We start from the raw sequence: 18,442 nt of genomic DNA, 5'->3' as shown, positions 1-18,442 counted from the left end.
GCGCTTCGGCGGATCCCCGATCTAAATTTCGGTGCCCGTGTTCAGCACGATATGCAGGTCTCGGATTATTCCGGCGGCATCCAGCAGGGCAGCCCTGACCTGATCGGGCGATCGGTTATCCAAGCCGAGGGCCACAGCTGTCGTCTGCAAGTCGATCACGACGTCGGCCGCCGTATGATTGCCCGGTATGCCGGCCTGCTCTCTCATGTAGCGGATAGTATTAACTGCCCGATTGAGCAGCCGCCCGGATTCTTTCGGGTTCATTTTATCTATATCATTAGCGGCTCGGACAAGTTCCGCGATGAAATCGGTGGTCGGGCTCATTGCAGTAGGTCCCTATCAACACCCAGCTAAAACGCGGATTCGCGAACATCGGACGAAGCTGTTTGTGGATCTCGTATGACGAGGGAGGGTGGCGTGACTGGCGCGATATCGGACTGCGCAATCAGATGATGAACGAAGGCTCGTCTGACGATCCGGTCTACGTCTCCGTTGCTGGCATTCTCCAACCTTTTCAACGAATAGCCCTCATCGAGCGCTGACTGTCGCAGGCGGCCTGAGAGGGAAACCACGTCATCTGCCAAGACGTTGGTTCGGTCTGAAATCCAATCTTCCAGCCAATCGTCGATGATGCGCATGTTGTCACCTTCGAACTTGAATCGTGCTCCGGCATCGCCATAATTCTTGGAACGGCATTGAGTTCCGGCCGGCAGTCCGCCGCTGCAAAGTCGGCCAGTCAAGCGCCGCGATCCGAAGCAGCCACACCTTCCCTTCGATCCCATACCGGACCGGGTCGAGCCTTGCCTCGCACTCCTGAAGAGCAGTCGGCCGCAGGGCGACGAGTGGTCCTATGAAGTCAAATGGGATGGATACCGCCTGGCTGTGCATATCGAGCCGACCGGCGTCCGGATCATTTCCCGCGGCGGGCACGACTGGACGCATCGGTTCCCGGCAATCTCTGACGCCCCCAAGGCTCTCGGCTCGACCACCATGATCCTCGATGGCGAGGCGGTGGTGCTCGATGAGCAGGGGCGATCGGATTTCGGCCTGCTGCAGAACTCCTTGGGTGCTTCCGACAAGGGCGGTGGCAAGCTGCCATCCCGCAACTCGATCCTCTATGCCTTCGATCTGCTATATCTCGACGGGCACGACCTTCGCGGCCTCGATTATGCCGCCCGGCGTCATCTCCGCGATGACGCGCTCGACGAACCCGGCGGGGCGATCAGGATCTCGGAAGAGTTCGACGCGGATTCGGACGAGCTGCTGGCGCATGCGTGCCGGCTCGGCCTCGCGTGTCACCGGTCATGTCATCACCATAACGAAGGCGCGGGCCTGCGTGTGGTGAAGCGATCGAATTCTTCCGGCGAGGGGAAGGCGAGTATGTTCTCGTAGGTCCGGGGCTCGGGATATTCGAATTGCCTGACGACCGGCGTGCCGCCATGGCTGAAGTTCCATTTCAGCTTTTCCAGCGTCGAGGCGGATTCGGGCGCGTATTCCAGGTCATAGAACCGGTAATCCGGCAGGAAGGATACCAGTTTCTGGAAATCATCCGGGCCGGCGAGATGGCCGTGAAATTCGAAGGCGACGATCGGCCGGCGCAGCGCGATAGTTTCACGCAGACCCTTCAGCACCCGGCGCTCGAACCCTTCGACGTCGAGCTTAATGAAATCCACCCGCGTTATCCCCAGCCGGGCGATAAGCTTGTCACCCTCGAAAACCGGCAGGTGAAGGATCCGGCTGTGGCCCGACGGCGTGTCGTCGTCCACGAACCCGCTGGCGCCGAGATTGCCCTCGAGGTTTTCGCGGAACATGAGGACGTCGTCACAGTCTCCGAGTCCGGCCTGATGGAGCTGGATATTGTCGAACCCGTTCGAGCGGATATTCTCGGTCAGGTGCCTGAAAACCTCGGGGTTGGGTTCGAAGCAGTGGATCTCCGCAAAGTCCTCGTGGAGGTGGATGGCATGGTTGCCGATGTTCGCCCCGATATCGAGGGCGACGGCGCCGGGCTCGAAGCGGCCATGCAGGAAGTCCAGGAACCGCCCTTCGAAGGAACCTTCGACGAAGATGGCTTCGTCTATGCTTTGAGCGGGATCGAGGTTGAAGACATATCCCCGATTGGTCCGGTGCGTGAAGACGTTGCTTTCCTTGGCGAACTGTCTGCGCCGCATCGGCTCTATGATCGTTCTGTCGATCGACCTGCGCATGACATAGATGGCATTCGGCAATACTTGGTTTATCTGCATCTCGTGCCCCAGGCCGTTCTGCAACGAGCGCCGGTCGACCACGGCCACGCCGGCGGGAGGAAGTTTACACGCCGACCGAATCCGCCGGTACGGCTACGAAAGTGCTAGTTGCAGCGGAATGGGCTGCACGAGCCTCATCCCTCTACTCCCAATGGGTAGGGGTGGACGGGCAGATGCAGGCGCGCCCTGCCGGGCTCGACGTCGCGGCGCTCTTCTGCATCCGAAGGTGTTCCGCCCGAACGGGGATCGCAGGCAGTGAAAAAGGGCGGAGCCGGGACGCCGCCCTTTTTCCAAGCCATACCCTTCGCTATTGCGAAGAGTGCCTTCGTTACGGGTTGATCTTCGGCGGCTCGCCGAAGATCGGCATGGCGGGCTGGGCCGGCGCACCGTCCACCGGGATCATCTCGAAGCACCGGGACCAGCCATACCGCTCCGGCCGAACCGGCGACTGGCTGAAGATCAAGTGCATCCAGAGCGACAGCTTCGCCATCATCGGCTACGAGCCCTCAACAGCGCTTCCCGGCGCAATCGCCAGTCTGTTGCTGGGCGCGCGGTACCGGGACGGCTACAAATACGTCGGTAGCGTCGGTACCGGCTTCAAGCATGACGAGGCTCGACGGCTGAAGAAGATGCTCGACAAAATCAAGACGCGAGTGCCGGTTGACAAGGTCCCGGGCAAGAGCCTGGTGATGACCGGGCCGATGTATGTCGCAGAAATTGAGTACCGCGCATGGACGAACGACGGGAAGCTCCGGCACGCGTCGTTCAAGGGGCTGCGCGATCCCGACGAATTGCCCGAAGTCTTCCGGCTGTCGGATTAATCGATGTGACTACACGTCACAATCTCGAATGGCGAATTCGTGGATGACTCATAGTCCAATTGGAGTCACAATTTCAAATAGCAGTCTCGACGATGTTGTTTCCAACCACACTGGAGGCAATTATTGCGCTCTCCTCCGAGCTCGAAGAGCATTTGCAGTTTCAGATTGAAAGACATGAACAGCGCCTCGCGGAAATCGCTTTTGGTGTGCGGATATTCGAGCGGGACGGTCCTGACGGCGAACTTATCGATATTACTCCGAACGAGGAGGCGCGCTGCCGTAACATTATCGTCGCTTGTCGGGGTGTCCTGGACAGCACCGAGGTTGCCAGAGATTTTCGACGCCTTCGACGGCATTGATGGATGTCAACGAAGGTTAACGGGCTTTGGGGTAATCGGTTGTATCGTTCTGAGACAGGATGACCGGTATGCAGAATTACTATTCAAGTAAGTCGCACCCAAAGGACGTCACAAAAGGGCAGCAACCCAGCGATCTGAGAGCACCACATTCGTCTGCTGATTTCGACTTGTCTCGGAAAGAATCCGGCTGGCACCTCAGCGTACTGAGCGACCGCGGCTTCTTATGGCTGCGGGCAAACTTCCCAGACTGGGATGAAATGGGCCAGATACTTAGTCTTGCTGATGCAAACGCGTTTCTGAGGCGCGCAAGGGAACATAGGTTGAGAACACAATACACGGGACCCTTAGGTCGCACGGTGATCTGAATCCGAGGCCGTGTCAGACGCCTTGGCTGAGCGAGACCACCTGAAGGAAGACTTCATCGCTTTCCTCCACATGGGTAATAGCGGGCTGCGTCGGATCAGGATGACGAGATCGAGCGACCCATGCGTCGAAATCACGCCAGTCCTTGCGCTTTGTTCCGGGCGCCCTCATGAAGGCCTGCTTCCTCAGGGAAAGTTCTCCGGCATTAGCTGATGTAGGCCAACTGCCGAGAGAGCGCCAGATAAGGCAAGCCGTCCGGATGCTCATGCCTGCCGGCGGCGGAGTATCCACAATGCAGTAGGCGTGGTTTTGCAGGACGACTTTAATCGTCGTCGTTGGCAGGCCCAATTGCTTTGCGATCGTCGGGATGGTCTCCCCGTCAGCACGCAATTTCACGATCAGGTTGTCTCGCATGACCTTGTCCATCCCCGGCATATAAGCGAGTCGCGAAACGGGATGAAGAGCAGGTCAAAAGAATGGGGCGCCAAGTGGAAATCTCTGACAAGACTGGCAGAGTGTATGAAGATCCCCAAGAGCCCGACACAGGCAATGCTTGATCCCTGTGCCGGGCGACGGCATGCGGATAGGAGAGTACCCGGCGATGCGCGCGGCGTGGATATGGCGGGCGGTATCTATTAGCGCAAGTGAATGCAGTGTGGCGGATTGGCGCACCCCCTGGGATCAGTTTTTCAATCGGCCACGACGCCGACACGCTTGCGATTGACGACAATGGCGTAGCCGCAAAGGCCAAGGGCTCGTCCCCGCCAGTTACGATCTGATACCCAAATCAATCCCTTGGACCATCACTCGCATAGGTATGGCCACGCAGGGGAAGGGTAACTCTCGAAAATGACGGGGCAACGAGGATATTGGCTCGCGGGTGGAACGTCTGCCCTCGGTCGCAGTTCGAATAACGGGCGTAGCAACCCTTCCAAACATCGGCACCTTCACCGATGTCCGCTGCGTCTCCGACTACTCCAGACAATCCCCCAACTCAGCCCGCTTCGGCGGGCCTTTCTTTGAGGCGCGATCTAGCCCAGCTTCCGCCTCAGCGCTTTCGGTAGCGCGTCGTCCGAAAATATTGACTGCATTCCCTAGGGGAGGAACGACTTAAATTACATACCGCGCTTCCATCCCGCTTTCATGACTACTGCAGCAAGACAGCAACAAGCCCCGAACGAGCTAGTAATTGCGTTGAGTCAGGGCAACCGGAGCGATGGTCTGCCGCAACTTTTCCCAAATTCGGCGATATCACTTTTTACCTAAGGACGGTTATGGCCCGAAGGGTTTCTAGGATTTTTCCGACCGCCTCTTCGCGACAAAAGTACATCACCGTCTGGCGCTCTCGCCGCGTTTCGACAAGCTTTGCATCCCGAAGTTTCTTGAGGTGCTGAGATAATGCGGATTGACTGATATTGACGGCTATCGCGAGCGAGCCCACATCCCACTCTTTTTCACTGATCAATTCAAGGACACGCAAACGGGCGGGATGAGCCATGAGATCAAGGAGCGCGGATGCCTTTATAAAATTGAACGCGAATTCCGTCGTCATATGTCCTCTGCACCATATCTCGGGTTCCCGATATCATATCAGGCATCCTTCTATGGTGACTCGAATGATTCGCTAAGCCATCGCCGATTTTGCTCATCTCGACGACGCGGGGCTCAGGATATCAACTTAATTGATGTTATTGGAACTTTCGCGATGTCCGTTTACGGAATCGGCTTTTTTCTGCTTTCTGCTGGATAGCCATTACCGGCGTAGTCTTGCTCGATCAGAACGATCGCGTCACGCATTTTCACCACTTGTTTCTCGATTTGTTCCCCAGAGAGTGGCGGGTCGGCCTTCTCTAGATGCCGAACCATTCTGTCGCGGGCGCGGCTGTAAACAGTCGCTCTAGCTGATGGTGTCTGTTCCGGGAGGTTTTCCACCATCGACCGAAGAAGCGACAAAAATGCGTTCATGTTCCCCCCAATAAAAAGGCTCGCCGGTCGACGAGCCGAGATCGCCGGAACTCTGGAGTGTCCGGGGTAGAGCAGACGTAGCGTCGCCCCACCAATCGGCAAGTCCTTCAAATCGGATAGACGTCTTGATGACCGACCGGGGTCTTCCGACATGGATGGGTCGCAACTGGCTAACACTTCCCGCGCATTGAAGCCGCGGCTTTCCATAATTTTCGCGACCGGACAAAGTCGGCCGCCCGCTCTAGCGCCTGACGATGCAATCTGCGTTGTTAAGCTATACCGTACAGCGGAGCAGGAGCGCGCGCTCGAGCATTTAGGTCGACGAAAGAAGGTGGTGACGGGAAGTGCGGATCTGGTGCAGGCACTCGGCATGGTTGATGTCATCACAGAGAAGTCGAATCGATCATCTTCTCCCAGTCCAGCTTCGTCGGCCAACGGCCGTGTGCGAGTCTGAAATCGAGCATCCAAAGCCGATCGCAGCCCCATAACGCTTCACCGTCGACAAAGAAAAACGGGACGCCGAATACGCCTCGCGCGATAGCCGCATCGACTTCTCTTGCTAGCATTTCCTTGATCTCTGGGCTGCGTAACGCCAGTTGCAGTTGGTTTGCATCTGCGCCCAACGCGGCAGCTTCGCTAACGGCGAACTCCGGCGGTGTTATATCCCTACCGTCCACCCATAAAGCGGCAGAGGCGTGCCGCACAAACTGTTGAGCCATTTGGGGTTCTCGATCTCTCAGCCAAAGATATGCGCGGCATACCGCGAGAGAGTTTATGTTCTTGAGGCCGTGCCGGCGCAGCGGAACGTCAAGCATGGCTGCCTGCCGTTCGGCATCCATCCACGAATAACCGGATTTCAGCGGCGTTTCGGGTATCGGTTTCAGCCCCATGACTTTCGTTATTGTCACTCCGACGAGCACAGGATGCCAATGCGCGGTGCGGTGATGTTTTCCGGCGATCCTGTCGATTTGCGTCGTTGCGAGGTAAGAAAACGGGGAAATCGGATCGAAGTAAAAGTCGAAGCCGCGATTTGTCATCGGGCTAGGCGTCCTGAGGGCTCGGTGGCAAAAGCCCTAAGCCGTGCTTTCGAAATCTTGCCGAAGCCGACCTTTGGCAATTCCTTGAGAAACCGAACCTCCTGCGGGACCTTGAATTTGGCAAGCGATTGCTGGCATTGCCGGACGATCACGTCGGCGATGTCCTCTCCATGTCCGGGCTCGAGGACGACAAAAGCGACCGGCACTTCGCTGCGAAGGGGATCGGGCATGCCGACCACCGCGACCTCCGCAACGCCCTCGACCTTTTGGATGACGGCTTCCACTTCGCTTGCCGAGACGCCTTCGCCACCGACCTTGATGACATCCTTCAAGCGGTCGACGAAGACGATGCTTCCATCGTCGAGCAGTCGGACCTTGTCACCGGTCTTGAACATGCCGCGGTCGTTGAAGGCGTCCGCTGTCGCCCGCTCGTCTCCGAAATACTCATTGAACAGCGAGCGGCCACGCACGCCGCCCACAAGCAGTTCACCCTCGCCACCCGGTTTCACCGCCGAGCCATCCTGGTCGACGATCGCTATCCGGTACCCGATCGACGGCCGCCCGATCGAGTTGGGTAAAAGGGAAGCGAATGTGTTACCCCCGATGATCGGCTGCGAGATCATCTCCGTCATACCCCAGGCCGACGAAATTTTTTCGATCCCGTATCTGCGCTGCACTTCGGGAATCTGGCGGTTGGCGATCCACATTCGGAAAAAATGTGCTTCCGGCTTTTCCTGGTGTTGCAAGGCTCCCATCGTGAACGGCACGTGGGCGGCAATTGTCGAGCGATGTTTCTGGGCGATCGGCCAGAATCGGCTCGCAGAAAACCGCGCCTGCAAAACGGCAGTGCCACCTACCCAAAGGATCGGAAGGTACGTCCAAGAGAAACCGACGACGTGGTAGAGTGGCAGGAATAGCTGAACCACATCGTCCGGGCGAAACCCTTGCTGCTGCGCGCCAACGCAGGAGGCCCAAAGAAAGTTCTCGTGGGTCCACAAAACGGCTTTCGCGCGGGCGGTTGTTCCGGTCGTAAACAATATCAGTGCCGGAGCAAGCGGTTCAGGAGACCTTTGCGCGAATGGCGTCGATTGCAGGTTGGAGAACGCCTGGGCACGTTCGGGCTTGGTGCCCGCGAGAGGGGGGACGCCCGCATCTGTCTCGGTTACAGCGATCCATTCAAGATCCGGGACATGAGTGGAGACAAGATCCGCGAGCTTGGGCTGCGTGATCGCGGCCCGAGGAGCCGCCGTTTCGGCAAGGCTTGCCAATTCTGGTCCTGCGGCCATTGCGTTGGTGGCAACACAGATTGCACCAAGCCAGGCGCATGCGAAACGGGCGAGCAGGGCCTCCGGGCAGTTTTCCAGGTGGACAAGTATCCGGTCCCCTTTTCGTATCCCACGTGCGGCCAGACCACCCGCGATACGGGCGGTCTCCTCGGCGAACGAAGCGTAAGTCCAGGTTATCTCAGGACCCTCACCCGGTACCCAAACCAGCATCCGGTGATTAGGTATAGTTGCCGCCCGCTCCCGCAACAGCGAGGCCACATCCATCCGGCCGAAAGGCGAAAGCGGGAGATCGTCGTTCATGCACAATGGCCCCGGCCTCATTGTTCTATTGTGATCATTGCGGCTCGATACCTGCCATCTTCACGTAACGCGCCCAGTCGTCGACCTGTTTGACCAAAAGCTCCTGGCCTGCTTGAGGGCTGCTTATGAATGGATCGCCGCCATTTTCCGTCAGAAACTTGACGGTCTCGGATTTAGCCAGGATTTCCCTGAAGTAGGCATTGATCTGATCGATGACGGGCTTGGGAGTCGCCGCGGGCACCATGGCGGCAAACCAGCTCAGCATCACGAGATCGGGTATCCCTACTTCTGCGAACGTGGGATAGTCCGGAGCAGCTTTGATCCGCTCGGGCGTACTGACCGCGAGGATGCGGGCCCGTCCTTCACGGGCCTGCGCCAATGCGAAAACAGGGTTCATCATCGCGAAATCGATGGCGCCACTTTGAAGGTCGTTGAGTATATCGGTGTCGGTCTTGTAGGAGATCGCGACAGTCTGGAGTTTCGTCGCATCGGTGAACATTCGACCCATGACCCGTCCTGTCGTATTGGACTGGGCATAACTCCCCTTGTCGCCTTTTCCCTTCATCCCGTTCACAAGCTCGGCCACGTTCTTGTAAGGGCTAGCGACCGGAACGATCAACATGAAAGCCTGCTGGTTGATGGTTGCGGCGATCTGGAGGTCTTTCGCCACGTCGATCGGCGGCTTCTTGAACAGGTGCATGTTGGCCGCAACGGAGCTGGCTGCATGAACGTAGATGTTGTATCCGTCCGGCTTGGATCTCGCGACATACTCTGCTGCGATGTTTCCAGCTGCCCCTGCCTTGTTCTCGACGATGACAGTCTGTTTCGAAAGTGACTGGAGTTCCTTGCCGAAATATCGAACCAGGATGTCGGAACCCGATCCGGCTGGAAATCCGGTAACCAAGGTGATCGTGTTACTTGGAAAGGCGGCCTGCTGCGCAAACGCGGCTGCGGATGTCATTCCCGCAAGTGATAGCGCCAGGAAAATTCGACGTAGAAGCATGGTCTTCCTCCCTTGCTCTGTTTCCAGCAATTTCCCATCGGCGCGTCAAGCGCGGCCATGGGCTTCGTCCTCGGCAGCGATTGAGCCTCCCGCTCGATCACGTTGCCGTGCCCGCGAGCTTAACGATCACACGGTGGCTCGCCAGGGGCTGGTTCTGGAAAGGGGGGTACCAGATTTGGAACAGACGCCAAAGGCGATTTCAGATGCCAACCCGCTTATGGAGGCTCTCGGCGAGGTAGTCTATAAACGCCCTAATCTTCCTCGGGGCATAGTCGCGAGCCAGGTAAGTTGCTGATGTCAGTAACGGCGGGCACTCCCAGTCGAGTTCGAGCCGCGTGAGGTCTCCCGCTTTAACGGATTGTTGACACATGATGTCAGGCATGAGGCCAATCCCGAGCCCGCGAACAACAAAATCGCGAACCATGATCGCGTTGTTGGCAACCGCGCGGGGCACTACTTGGGCCGTGGATTCTCCGTGCCCCGCCAACCAGGGGAACACCCTATCTCGCACCTGAAATTGATGGACTATCAATTGGTGAGACGACAGATCGAGATATCTCAGCGGTGAACCATGGTTTGCAACGTATTCGGGTGCGGCGTAGAAGCTGCGAGGCAGCTCGATCAGATTGCGGGTCGGATTGAACGTCTCCGCTGGTTTCCCGAAGTGGATCGCGACGTCGAACGGCTCGTCAGCAACATTGACATGGCGATTATGCGCCTCGATTTCGAGGCAGACGGCAGGGTGGATACGCGCAAAATCCGCAATTGCCTCGGAAACCCATTCGACGAAAAAGGTCGGCATGCTGACCCGGAGAACGCCAGAAAGCTCATGCTGAATCCGGGACGTTTGAAGATCGGCTTTCTCCAGTTCTTCGGCAATGATCTCACATCGCCGAAACAGCGCCTGACCGCTCTCCGTGAGACCCAGAGACTGTGATCCGCGTTTTAATAATGCTGAGTTGAAATGTTCCTCAAGGCTCCGCAATCGACGGCTTATCGTGGATTTTGGAATCTCCAGCCGCTGGGAAGCTTTGTTGATGCTACGGGCGTTGACGGTTTCGTAAAACAGCATCAACCCGTTGAGATCGAAATGACTTAGGTTTTTCACAAGCCTTCCTCCACATTTTGCCAACTGAGTTTATGTTGACGTGTCGTGACTATGGAGTCAGGTGGAAATCGAGCCGCAACCACTATTTCTACGTTTCATGCCGATAGCAGCTGATCAAGACGTCCGCCAAATCAGGATTTTCGAACGCATCAGGCGACCTCGCGAACGTCGCGTCGTTGAACTGCCAGCCGGGAGACCACTCGCTCCACAGGATGCGGCAGGGGTCGCGGCGGTGTTGCAACAGGTATTCGCGGCCACGCCCCGTCTGGAACAGAGGCCGATACCAGAAGACTTTTTCCAACGCGGGAGCGGTCGGGTGCCGTTGCCCGGTGACATCGATAATGTCGTAGCTGGCGCAGAAGACGAGGTCGCCGATCCGTTCCAGTCGTAGGGCCGCCGCCACGCAAGAGGCGTTTCCGTCCCAGTCGAAGCCTCCCAGAATGGGTCTCCGTCCTTCTCGGGCTCGATGAGTTTGGCTGCTGCTGGGTCTGAATAGGCCGCACTCGAAGGGAAAGCTGTCCCGCACGGCTAGGGCGATCGTGGGGACGTCGCTGATCGGCGCGCGTGGCGCAACGCCTGATGATCAGGAGGCGATCGACGACACCGTTGCTGGAGTTTGCGGAGCGAGCGTCTGGACGCCGGGGGAATGCCTGGCGCATGACCGGAATCGGCGAAGGAACCCGGATAATCGCCCATTTCCCGAGAGGCGTTTGATTGAGCGGCGATATCTTCATCAGATGAAGTCGATTTGTGCTACCGCCGATTCGAGCTCCTCTTCATCGCGCATTCCGCTCTGAAAAAGCTTCAGCAGGGTCGCCGCCAGTCCTTCCGCCTGCCTGCTCTTCTTTTCAATGCCAACTTCGGTGCAAGTTAAATCGAACACCCGCTGGAGCAAATCCAGCTCCTCAGGCTGCAACGGCTCACCATGTGTAAAACTGACATGCTCGGTAATCATGAGACGACCTCCTGGAGAGCCAATAGTATCCGGGCATTACTAAGGATTGCTTTACCCGGCTGAGGAAGGATCATCTAAACTTCTTGCCCGCCGAGTGCGTCACGGAACTGGACATCTCCCAACATCGCTCGTCTGTCGGATCTGCTTTAAAGCAAGAAGAAATAGGCAAGTGACAACAGGCCTGCCGTCCAAGCTGCAGTGATCATTAGCATTAAACCGAGGATGATTTTCTCCATGCAGCGGACATGCTGTACCTGCGAAGCAAATCAACCTCTATAGGACCTTAGTCCCGGCTTACGTCATCGGCGTTGCTAGTTTGCGCGGAATTGGCGATCAAGACTTCCCAGACTGATAGCGGGCACGCTCCCCTGAGTTGTGTGCATCGTCAGGATCTCGGCTTGCACCAACAGGCCGGTTCTATGCACGCGGCGGATGGCTTGGTTCAAAACGCGGAGCGCGTCGACCAGATGCTCTTCGGCTTCGGCCCGTTCTTCGAGGGCTGAGAGCTCTATGTTCATACTGGCTGTTTTACGCCGAAACCTTGCGCCGGTCACACCGCCGCGCCCCAACAGGGAAAGCCCGACCTCAGTTAGTAAGCCTAGTCCCCGTCTTTGCGGCTTTGCGGGCGATTTCCCCGAATGTCTGCACTAGCTGAGTCATAGTGTTCGGCTCGTAGTAGTAGTCGTCCTTGCCGCTCGAGCAAGCCTGGAGGAGCTCCTTGCCCTTCTCGGGTGCCATGAAGGCAATCGTGTAGATCTTGATGCCACTACCGGCAGCATCCTTGTCGTCCTTTGCCTGCTGACAAATGGCAAGCACTTGGTCATGGATCTTCTTGTTCCAGACCCCGCTGTTGCCGGTCATCTCACCATCGGTCATGAAGACGATGAAGCGCTCGAAGTATATATTCTTTTTCGCGTCGTGCGCCCTCTTCTCGGTGGTGTTTGCGCTCTTGAGGGCCGCCAAGGCATTAGTGAGAGCGCCGCTTGCATCAGTGCCGCCATCCGGCTTATCCGTAAGCTTGTTCACATATTTGGCAACATCGTTCGTGCCCCACTGGATCGTCTGTTCAGCCTTTGTCTTGTCATCGTAGGAATCGGCACCAACGCGGATGAGGCCGGATTTTGGATCAGCCTTTTTCAGCTCATCGAACATGACGCCCGCGGCGGCTTTAAGAGAAGCGATCTTGGCGATGTAGTTGGGAACATCGACCCAATCCTCTACAACCCGTTCGCATGTTTGGGTCTCGTTGCCTGGGCAAGGGTACTTCTCCTTGCGCTGCTTCTTGACCTTCTTGGTCGGCGTCACCGGGTCCACTGTTGAAGTATCCCAAGCCATCGAGCCAGATTCATCGAGTGCAAGATACATGGAAAGCGCGTTGCCCTGCCGACCGCTCGAAGCCCTCGTATCGATGGCGACGGACAAGGTCTTAAAACCGAAGACGGCGCTCATCCCATTCATCGGGATGTCATAGGTTGAGGTCATGTGGACATCGTAAATGTCGGAGTTGCTCGTCGATGTAGTTTTGCTTTCAAACTTCGTGCTGTCTCTGAGCTTCTTCTCTTGTTCGGCACGCTCTTGAGCGCTCATGGTGCTATCGGCAGCCAGTGCCTGGGAGACGAATGCTTTGAGTCCGAGGCTTTCAGCCTCCTCTGCTGTCATGTCGCCCTTCTCAGCCATGGCGGAGGCAACAGCCAAAGCCGCAGCATCTGCGACGGCCTGAATCTTGCCCTTCTCGTCAATGGCGCGTGTCACATCGATAGCAACGCCTGCAATCCCGAATAGGACTGGCAGCAGGATAGTCGTTGTGATGGCAAAGTTGCCCGAGCGGTCCGTTAGAAGACGCGAGAGATGACTGCGCGGCACGAGAAGCCTCCAAGCCGAAGATCGTTGCGAACTGGGCTAGGCATAGTCGAAATGAGTGGAGGTCCGCTAAATCGTTCCGTTAAACTTTTAAACTCGGCGCTGAAGTTGGATCAGTGTGGTCCATGCATGATCTTGATACGTCATCGCTGGTGAGGGATGCACTAAGATCACGAGTTCCAAACCGGCACCCAAGGCACAAAACGCTCGGTAGCGGCCTTTAACCCGTCTCGCTCCCGCAAACATCAAGATGGCGCAGGCCTCCTGCTCGCAAAAAAGACTAGCAATCCGACGGCGGTAAGCAGAGCCGCACCGAAGATCATCAACATAGGGTTGAGCGAAAACAGCTCCCCCAGACAAATCGTTTTTGCGGCACCTTCTGGTTTCATTCTGCTAGGTGTCTCCTGTTCTAGGCTGCGCCAAAAATAGGTCGTACTTCCCGCGCCACCAGATTGCGTTGCGCGGTGCTACCGCTCATCTTCGTGGCGCTCCAGAATTCCAATCGCCCATTCAAGCCAGTCAGGAATACGCCGATCGCCGGCCTTCCGGTGGCGAACGGATCGGGCGTCTAGCCCAACACGCCTCGCGAGGGCTGATTGCCAATTGTTTCCGTAGACGGCCGAGGCAAGTTTTTCGAAATCGGCAGGGCTCACTGGGAGAACACGCCCATTATTCCTCGAGCTGCGCGACATTCAATTGACCTTCTTGCCCGCGGTGTGGGTCATGGACCTGAAAATCTGTGAGTCGTCCGGCGGCTTGTCCCATGCAAGCTCAGCGGAGCAACGGGGGCATGGCATGCCCGCCGCGCCACAACCGCAGCAACGCGTTCCGCTCCAAGCCCGTGTTGGATGAGCCTCGCACACCGAGCCGGTATCCTGACATGTTTTGCATGCTCGCATTCCCGTCCTCCATTTCCCATCCGGGAAATGGAGTCGAAGGCCGCATGGTCAACGAGACCGGAAGAAGAACAAATACTCAAAAACAAGATTGACGCATTGAAAGGGTAGCAGGACCAATGGCAGGGAACGAAGAGATGGCCAATGGAGCTGGTTCTGCTGACTGATTTTATGACGTGTCGGCCGTTCGAGTTGGTTCACGGCGACCGGTTTTGTCCCACCATTCGCCCACTCATAGAATTCGCTAGTCGCCATTCCGCTCAAGCATTTTGAGGTGCTCCGTACATACGTCTATGACCAACTCCAGCAATACGGCTGCCCGCTCTCCCAGCCAGGCGAGCGCCTCCTGGCTGATCTCGTAGTGCTTTGAGTACCGTGCCTTCACATAGGCCTCGTTCAGCGTGTTGAACCAGGCGCGCTCGCGATGCTGATCGCGCGGGAACGCCTCGGCGAGGCGCCGGTCCTGTTCCTCGGCAAGCGAGCGCAGAAACTTGATGTTGTGGGAGGGTGGGCCATAGTTCGTGAGCGTCAACAGAACGCACGAATAAGCCTGCTCGAGCGATTGATGGAGAAGAAACGCAGCTTCTTTATTGCGGCCCCTGCTGAGCGTGTATTGCGAGGTGTCCAGAAAGCCAACCGCAGTGGGATGCCGTTCTTCAAAATGCTCCCTCGCGACCCGCAACCGGTCGGCCGGCGACAGCGGCTGCGGCTCTGCCAGCGGCTCATCATCCAGTTCGTAGAGGACTATGCCTTCCTTGCGGATATCGGAGAAGAAATACTGCCCCTCCTTCAGGTAGGTGTTCACCTCCCGCCTGGAATGTACGATGAAGCTCACCGGTGTTTCGATCGTTTTGTCGCGGATCAGCCGGTCGGCCGCCTTGTACCAGTAGTCGGCGAATTCGCAGAGCCTGCGGTCGTTGACGATGATCAGCAGATCGAAATCCGACCGATAACCCTTCATCGTGAACGGCTCGTCGACCCATCCACCCTTGGCATAGGAACCGAACAGGATGATCTTCAGGATCCGGCCGCGCTTCTTGAAGTCGGCAGTCCCCTGTTTCAGGGCGTCCTCGAATTCTTCATGCAGGATTTCCAGGACCCTGCCGAGCTCTCGCTGTTTGCGCGGTGGTATATGATCGAGCGACGATTTCATGAGCAATCGATAGGCGAAAGATCCCGCACCGTCCACTGGCAGTTCTGGTAGTCCCCCCGCGTCGACCGCCAGGGAATTCGGGCGGCGATTTGGTGTCCGAGCAGTGAAGCGCAGGTTGCCGCGAGCGGGATGGGCCGATGGATCGAGATTGGCGGTTGTTGCGTTGTTGTCGTATGCATGGGTCCGACCAATGGCGGGCCAAGGCGTTCCATGCCTCGCGGGTGCGCCCTGACAGACGGAGTTTGCGATTGAGTGTTGCCTTTACAAAGGAAGAGAGTTCCGAAACCGCTTCGGAAACCCTGCTGCCGGATCGTCCGATTTCGCCGCATCCGAACCTGGTGACCGAAGCGGGGCTGAAGGCCCTGGAATTGCAGCTCCGGCAGGCGCGCGAGGCCTATGGCGCGGCGAGCGCGATTGAGGACGTCAATGACCGGCGGCGCCAGCAAGCCAATCCGCTTCGCGATGTACGCTATTTTGCAGCGAGAGTTCACACGGCCCAGCTCGTTCCAGATCCCACATCGGTCGAGAATGTCGCTTTTGGCAGTACGGTGACCTTCAGCCGCGACGATGGGCGCGTGCAGACCTACCGGATCGTCGGAGAGGATGAAGCGGACCCCAAGACCGGATCGATTTCTTTCGTATCGCCGGTCGCAACGCTGCTGATGGGCAAGGCTGTCGGAGATGTCGTCGAGGCCGGCGGTCAGGAACTGGAGATCCTGGCAATCTCCTGAAGTGCTCATGTAGTCGCTGTATACGTGTTCAAACGGGGCAATGGCGGGTTGAGGAGGCGTCCGGTAATGGTTATCAGGTGCTGACCGCAAACGAACCTTCAGCGAACCACGAGGCGCATCCCGGCATGACACCAGATTTTCTCGTCACCCATTCGGGTGGCTTCCATGCCGACGAACTGCTGTCGAGCGTCGTCCTGACCCGGCTTTTCCCGAAGGCTCGGATCGTTCGCAGCCGGGCGCCGGAATGGATCGCGCCCTGTGCCGACCGCATCATCTATGACGTCGGCGGCGCCTATGACGCTGTGGCCCAGATCTTCGATCACCATCAGCGTGGCGCGCCGCTGCGCGAGGATGGCCAACCCTACAGCTCGTTCGGACTGGTCTGGAAGCATTATGGCCGTGACTACCTCGCCGCCCTGACCCTTCCCGAGGCTCATATCGAGACTTTGCACGCCTCTTTCGATGCGAGCTTCGTGCTCCCGGTCGATCTGATGGACAATGGTGCGCTCAGCCCCTCGATTGCGGGGCCGCTGGCTGGGCTCACTCTGCCCGCCCTCCTGGAAACCCTGAAACCCGTGTTCGACGAGAAAGACCCGGAAGCGGAAAACCGAGGTTTCCACGCGGCACTTGCGATTGCGCGCAGTTTCGTCGAGGCGCGGATCGCCCAGAGTGCCTCCAAACTGCGCGCCGAGGCGCTCGTGCATCAGGCGATCGTGGATACGGGCGAAGAGCGCATTCTGGAGTTGCCGACCGGAATGCCGTTCCGCCCGGCAATCATCAAGGCAGGCGCCGATCATCTGTTGTTTGTCGTTCACCCGCGCGACAAGGACTGGTGCCTTACGACCATTCGCCGAGCGGATGAAGGTTTCGAAGTGCGCGCCGATCTGCCGGCGGCGTGGGCCGGCCTGACCGACGGTGATCTCGAGGCAGTCTGTGGCGTCGCAGGCGCCAGCTTCTGCCATAATGGCCGGTTCATCGCCGCCGCCAGGACCCGCGAAGCAGCGCTCGCCATGGCGGAGCTTGCGGTGAGGGAAGCTGTCGCCAACGGGTTGAAGTAAAGGCGGGGAACGGCGGCAGCCGTGGAGACTTCTTGGGCCGGGCTTGCGCTTCCGGCGCCAAACAGATGTGCTAGAAGAACCCATCATGAGTTCCTCGCGGCCCCCATCGGCATCCACGATCCTGCATCACAGCCTCAGGCATCTGAGGGCGTTCCTCGCGGTCGTCGATACCGGTTCTGTGACCAAGGCGGCCGAAATCTGCTTCGTCTCCCAGCCGGCGGTCACCCAGGCTCTGTCGAAGATCGAAAAGACCGCCGGCCTGCCGCTGTTTTCCCGCACGCCGCAACGGGTTTTTGCCAATGGCGCCGGCGAGATCCTGGCGCTGCGCATCAAGCGGGCCTTCGGTTTTCTCGATCCGGCGCTGTCGGAACTGTCGCCGCGACTGCGGGTGACGGCGACGACCGCGCAGCTGAAATCGCTGATCGCGGTTCGGGAAACCGAGAACTTTACGCTGGCGGCGAACCGCCTGGGCCTCAGCCAGCCGGCGGTCTATCGCGCCGTCAGCCAGCTCGAGGAGGAGGCGGCGCGTCCCCTGTTTGAACGGACGTCCTACGGCATCGTCGCCACGCGCGCGGCCCACGCGCTCGCTCAGGCGGCAAGGCTCGCCTTCGTCGAGCTCGAACAGGCGGATGCGGATCTTGCGGAACTGACGGCGGCCGAGATCGGCCAGATCGTCATCGGCGCGACGCCGCTTGCCAAATCCTATGTGCTGCCGAAGGCGATCGCGGGTTTCCGGAAGATCCGGCCGAACCTGCCGATCCTGATCCAGGAGGGTCCCTACCCGGACCTGCTGGGTGCTCTGCGCCGTGGCGAGGTGGATTTCATGCTCGGCGCGCTTCGGGTGCCGGCCCCGATCGGCGATGTGGAGCAGAAGGTGCTGTTCCACGACACGGTGGTCATGGTTTCCGGGCAGGCGCATCCGCTGGCCAGCCGTGAGGAGCTGACGGTCGAGGACCTTGCCACCTTCCCCTGGGTCGTCAACCAGAGCGGGACGCCGATGCGCCGGTATTTCGACAGCGTCTTTGCCGGTTCGGCAAACGGGCCGCCGAAGAGCATCGTCGAGACCGGCTCGCTGATCCTGATGCGCGAGCTCCTCGATTCCACCGACCATCTCGGCTGCACATCCCGTCTCCAGGCGGAAGCGGAGATCGCCCGCGGGCTGATGCGGGCGCTGCCTTTCGACCTCAGCCACACATCGCGGCCGATCGGGGTGACGACGAGAAGGGACTGGCTGCCGACGGCCGCACAGCAGGCTTTCCTGGAATTTCTGCCCACCTGGTCCGATCGATCGCTATAACCATAAC

The 18,442-nt window shown here is 58.3% G+C and carries 20 protein-coding genes and 1 pseudogene; 6 read left to right on the top strand and 15 right to left on the bottom strand.

Going from position 1 to position 18,442, the window contains the following annotated elements:
• Positions 1–21 precede the first annotated feature (21 nt).
• Together GQ59_RS16480 and GQ59_RS31925 are read right to left on the bottom strand one after the other, a co-directional pair.
• On the bottom strand, positions 22–324 hold the full coding sequence (locus GQ59_RS16480; protein ID WP_037083055.1) for a hypothetical protein: 303 nt from the start codon (positions 322–324) through the stop codon (positions 22–24).
• A gap of 26 nt (positions 325–350) precedes the next feature.
• Positions 351–638, bottom strand: coding sequence for a hypothetical protein (locus GQ59_RS31925; RefSeq protein WP_152564354.1), 288 nt, complete (start codon positions 636–638; stop codon positions 351–353).
• Positions 639–720: 82 nt separating this feature from the next.
• On the opposite strand from GQ59_RS31925, the pseudogene GQ59_RS16475 reads away from it, so the two are divergent.
• Positions 721–1,290: pseudogene (locus tag GQ59_RS16475) on the top strand (ATP-dependent DNA ligase); the annotation flags it as partial.
• 20 nt (positions 1,291–1,310) lie between these two features.
• On the opposite strand, the gene GQ59_RS16470 reads toward GQ59_RS16475, so the two are convergent.
• Positions 1,311–2,243, bottom strand: coding sequence for an FkbM family methyltransferase (locus tag GQ59_RS16470; protein WP_152564353.1), 933 nt, complete (start codon positions 2,241–2,243; stop codon positions 1,311–1,313).
• Positions 2,244–2,416: 173 nt separating this feature from the next.
• On the opposite strand from GQ59_RS16470, the gene GQ59_RS16465 reads away from it, so the two are divergent.
• Both GQ59_RS16465 and GQ59_RS16460 read left to right on the top strand, forming a co-directional pair.
• Positions 2,417–3,064 (top strand): ATP dependent DNA ligase, encoded by a 648-nt coding sequence (locus GQ59_RS16465; RefSeq protein WP_244447981.1) that lies wholly within the window; start codon positions 2,417–2,419, stop codon positions 3,062–3,064.
• A gap of 92 nt (positions 3,065–3,156) precedes the next feature.
• Positions 3,157–3,423: a hypothetical protein gene (locus GQ59_RS16460; RefSeq protein ID WP_037083050.1), complete on the top strand. Its 267-nt coding sequence runs from the start codon at positions 3,157–3,159 to the stop codon at positions 3,421–3,423.
• A gap of 378 nt (positions 3,424–3,801) precedes the next feature.
• On the opposite strand, the gene GQ59_RS16455 is transcribed toward GQ59_RS16460, so the two are convergent.
• From GQ59_RS16455 to GQ59_RS16405, 12 genes are all read right to left on the bottom strand, one after another.
• Complete coding sequence (locus tag GQ59_RS16455; protein ID WP_037083048.1) at positions 3,802–4,200, bottom strand: hypothetical protein; 399 nt, start codon at positions 4,198–4,200, stop codon at positions 3,802–3,804.
• A gap of 844 nt (positions 4,201–5,044) precedes the next feature.
• Complete coding sequence (locus GQ59_RS16450) at positions 5,045–5,338, bottom strand: ArsR/SmtB family transcription factor (RefSeq protein WP_037083045.1); 294 nt, start codon at positions 5,336–5,338, stop codon at positions 5,045–5,047.
• A gap of 161 nt (positions 5,339–5,499) precedes the next feature.
• Positions 5,500–5,751 carry a hypothetical protein gene (locus GQ59_RS16445; protein ID WP_152564352.1) on the bottom strand — a complete coding sequence of 84 codons (252 nt, stop codon included), beginning with the start codon at positions 5,749–5,751 and terminating at the stop codon, positions 5,500–5,502.
• Positions 5,752–6,134: 383 nt separating this feature from the next.
• On the bottom strand, positions 6,135–6,788 hold the full coding sequence (locus GQ59_RS16440) for a 2-hydroxychromene-2-carboxylate isomerase (protein ID WP_037083041.1): 654 nt from the start codon (positions 6,786–6,788) through the stop codon (positions 6,135–6,137).
• Positions 6,785–8,374 (bottom strand): AMP-binding protein, encoded by a 1,590-nt coding sequence (locus tag GQ59_RS31225; RefSeq protein WP_037083040.1) that lies wholly within the window; start codon positions 8,372–8,374, stop codon positions 6,785–6,787. Before GQ59_RS31225 ends, GQ59_RS16440 begins: the two co-directional genes overlap by 4 nt.
• 34 nt (positions 8,375–8,408) lie before the next feature.
• Positions 8,409–9,407 (bottom strand): Bug family tripartite tricarboxylate transporter substrate binding protein, encoded by a 999-nt coding sequence (locus tag GQ59_RS16430; protein ID WP_201772425.1) that lies wholly within the window; start codon positions 9,405–9,407, stop codon positions 8,409–8,411.
• A gap of 169 nt (positions 9,408–9,576) precedes the next feature.
• Positions 9,577–10,485, bottom strand: coding sequence for a LysR family transcriptional regulator (locus tag GQ59_RS16425; protein ID WP_051904003.1), 909 nt, complete (start codon positions 10,483–10,485; stop codon positions 9,577–9,579).
• 88 nt (positions 10,486–10,573) lie between these two features.
• A complete protein-coding gene (locus GQ59_RS16420) occupies positions 10,574–10,888 on the bottom strand; it encodes a hypothetical protein (RefSeq protein WP_051904002.1) in 315 nt (104 codons plus the stop codon).
• A gap of 330 nt (positions 10,889–11,218) precedes the next feature.
• A complete protein-coding gene (locus tag GQ59_RS31920) occupies positions 11,219–11,440 on the bottom strand; it encodes a hypothetical protein (protein ID WP_051904001.1) in 222 nt (73 codons plus the stop codon).
• A gap of 311 nt (positions 11,441–11,751) precedes the next feature.
• On the bottom strand, positions 11,752–11,958 hold the full coding sequence (locus tag GQ59_RS32890; RefSeq protein WP_152564351.1) for a hypothetical protein: 207 nt from the start codon (positions 11,956–11,958) through the stop codon (positions 11,752–11,754).
• A 67-nt stretch (positions 11,959–12,025) separates the two neighbouring features.
• Complete coding sequence (locus GQ59_RS16410; RefSeq protein ID WP_037083035.1) at positions 12,026–13,303, bottom strand: TadE/TadG family type IV pilus assembly protein; 1,278 nt, start codon at positions 13,301–13,303, stop codon at positions 12,026–12,028.
• Between the two features lie 1,137 nt (positions 13,304–14,440).
• Complete coding sequence (locus GQ59_RS16405; protein WP_037083033.1) at positions 14,441–15,349, bottom strand: nucleotidyltransferase and HEPN domain-containing protein; 909 nt, start codon at positions 15,347–15,349, stop codon at positions 14,441–14,443.
• A gap of 248 nt (positions 15,350–15,597) precedes the next feature.
• On the opposite strand from GQ59_RS16405, the gene greA reads away from it, so the two are divergent.
• The 3 genes from greA (at position 15,598) to GQ59_RS16390 (ending at position 18,435) form a co-directional block, all read left to right on the top strand.
• Positions 15,598–16,080 (top strand): transcription elongation factor GreA, encoded by a 483-nt coding sequence (gene greA / locus GQ59_RS16400; RefSeq protein ID WP_037083032.1) that lies wholly within the window; start codon positions 15,598–15,600, stop codon positions 16,078–16,080.
• A gap of 125 nt (positions 16,081–16,205) precedes the next feature.
• Entirely contained in the window at positions 16,206–17,138 is a 933-nt protein-coding gene (locus GQ59_RS16395; protein ID WP_037083185.1) for an MYG1 family protein, read from the top strand.
• Positions 17,139–17,223: 85 nt separating this feature from the next.
• Entirely contained in the window at positions 17,224–18,435 is a 1,212-nt protein-coding gene (locus GQ59_RS16390) for a LysR family transcriptional regulator (protein ID WP_037083031.1), read from the top strand.
• The last annotated feature ends 7 nt before the right edge of the window (positions 18,436–18,442 follow it).

Source organism: Neorhizobium vignae (genome assembly GCF_000732195.1).
Classification (GTDB): domain Bacteria; phylum Pseudomonadota; class Alphaproteobacteria; order Rhizobiales; family Rhizobiaceae; genus Neorhizobium; species Neorhizobium vignae.
Note: the sequence above shows the minus strand (reverse complement) of the source record. Positions and strands in the feature narration are given on the sequence as shown.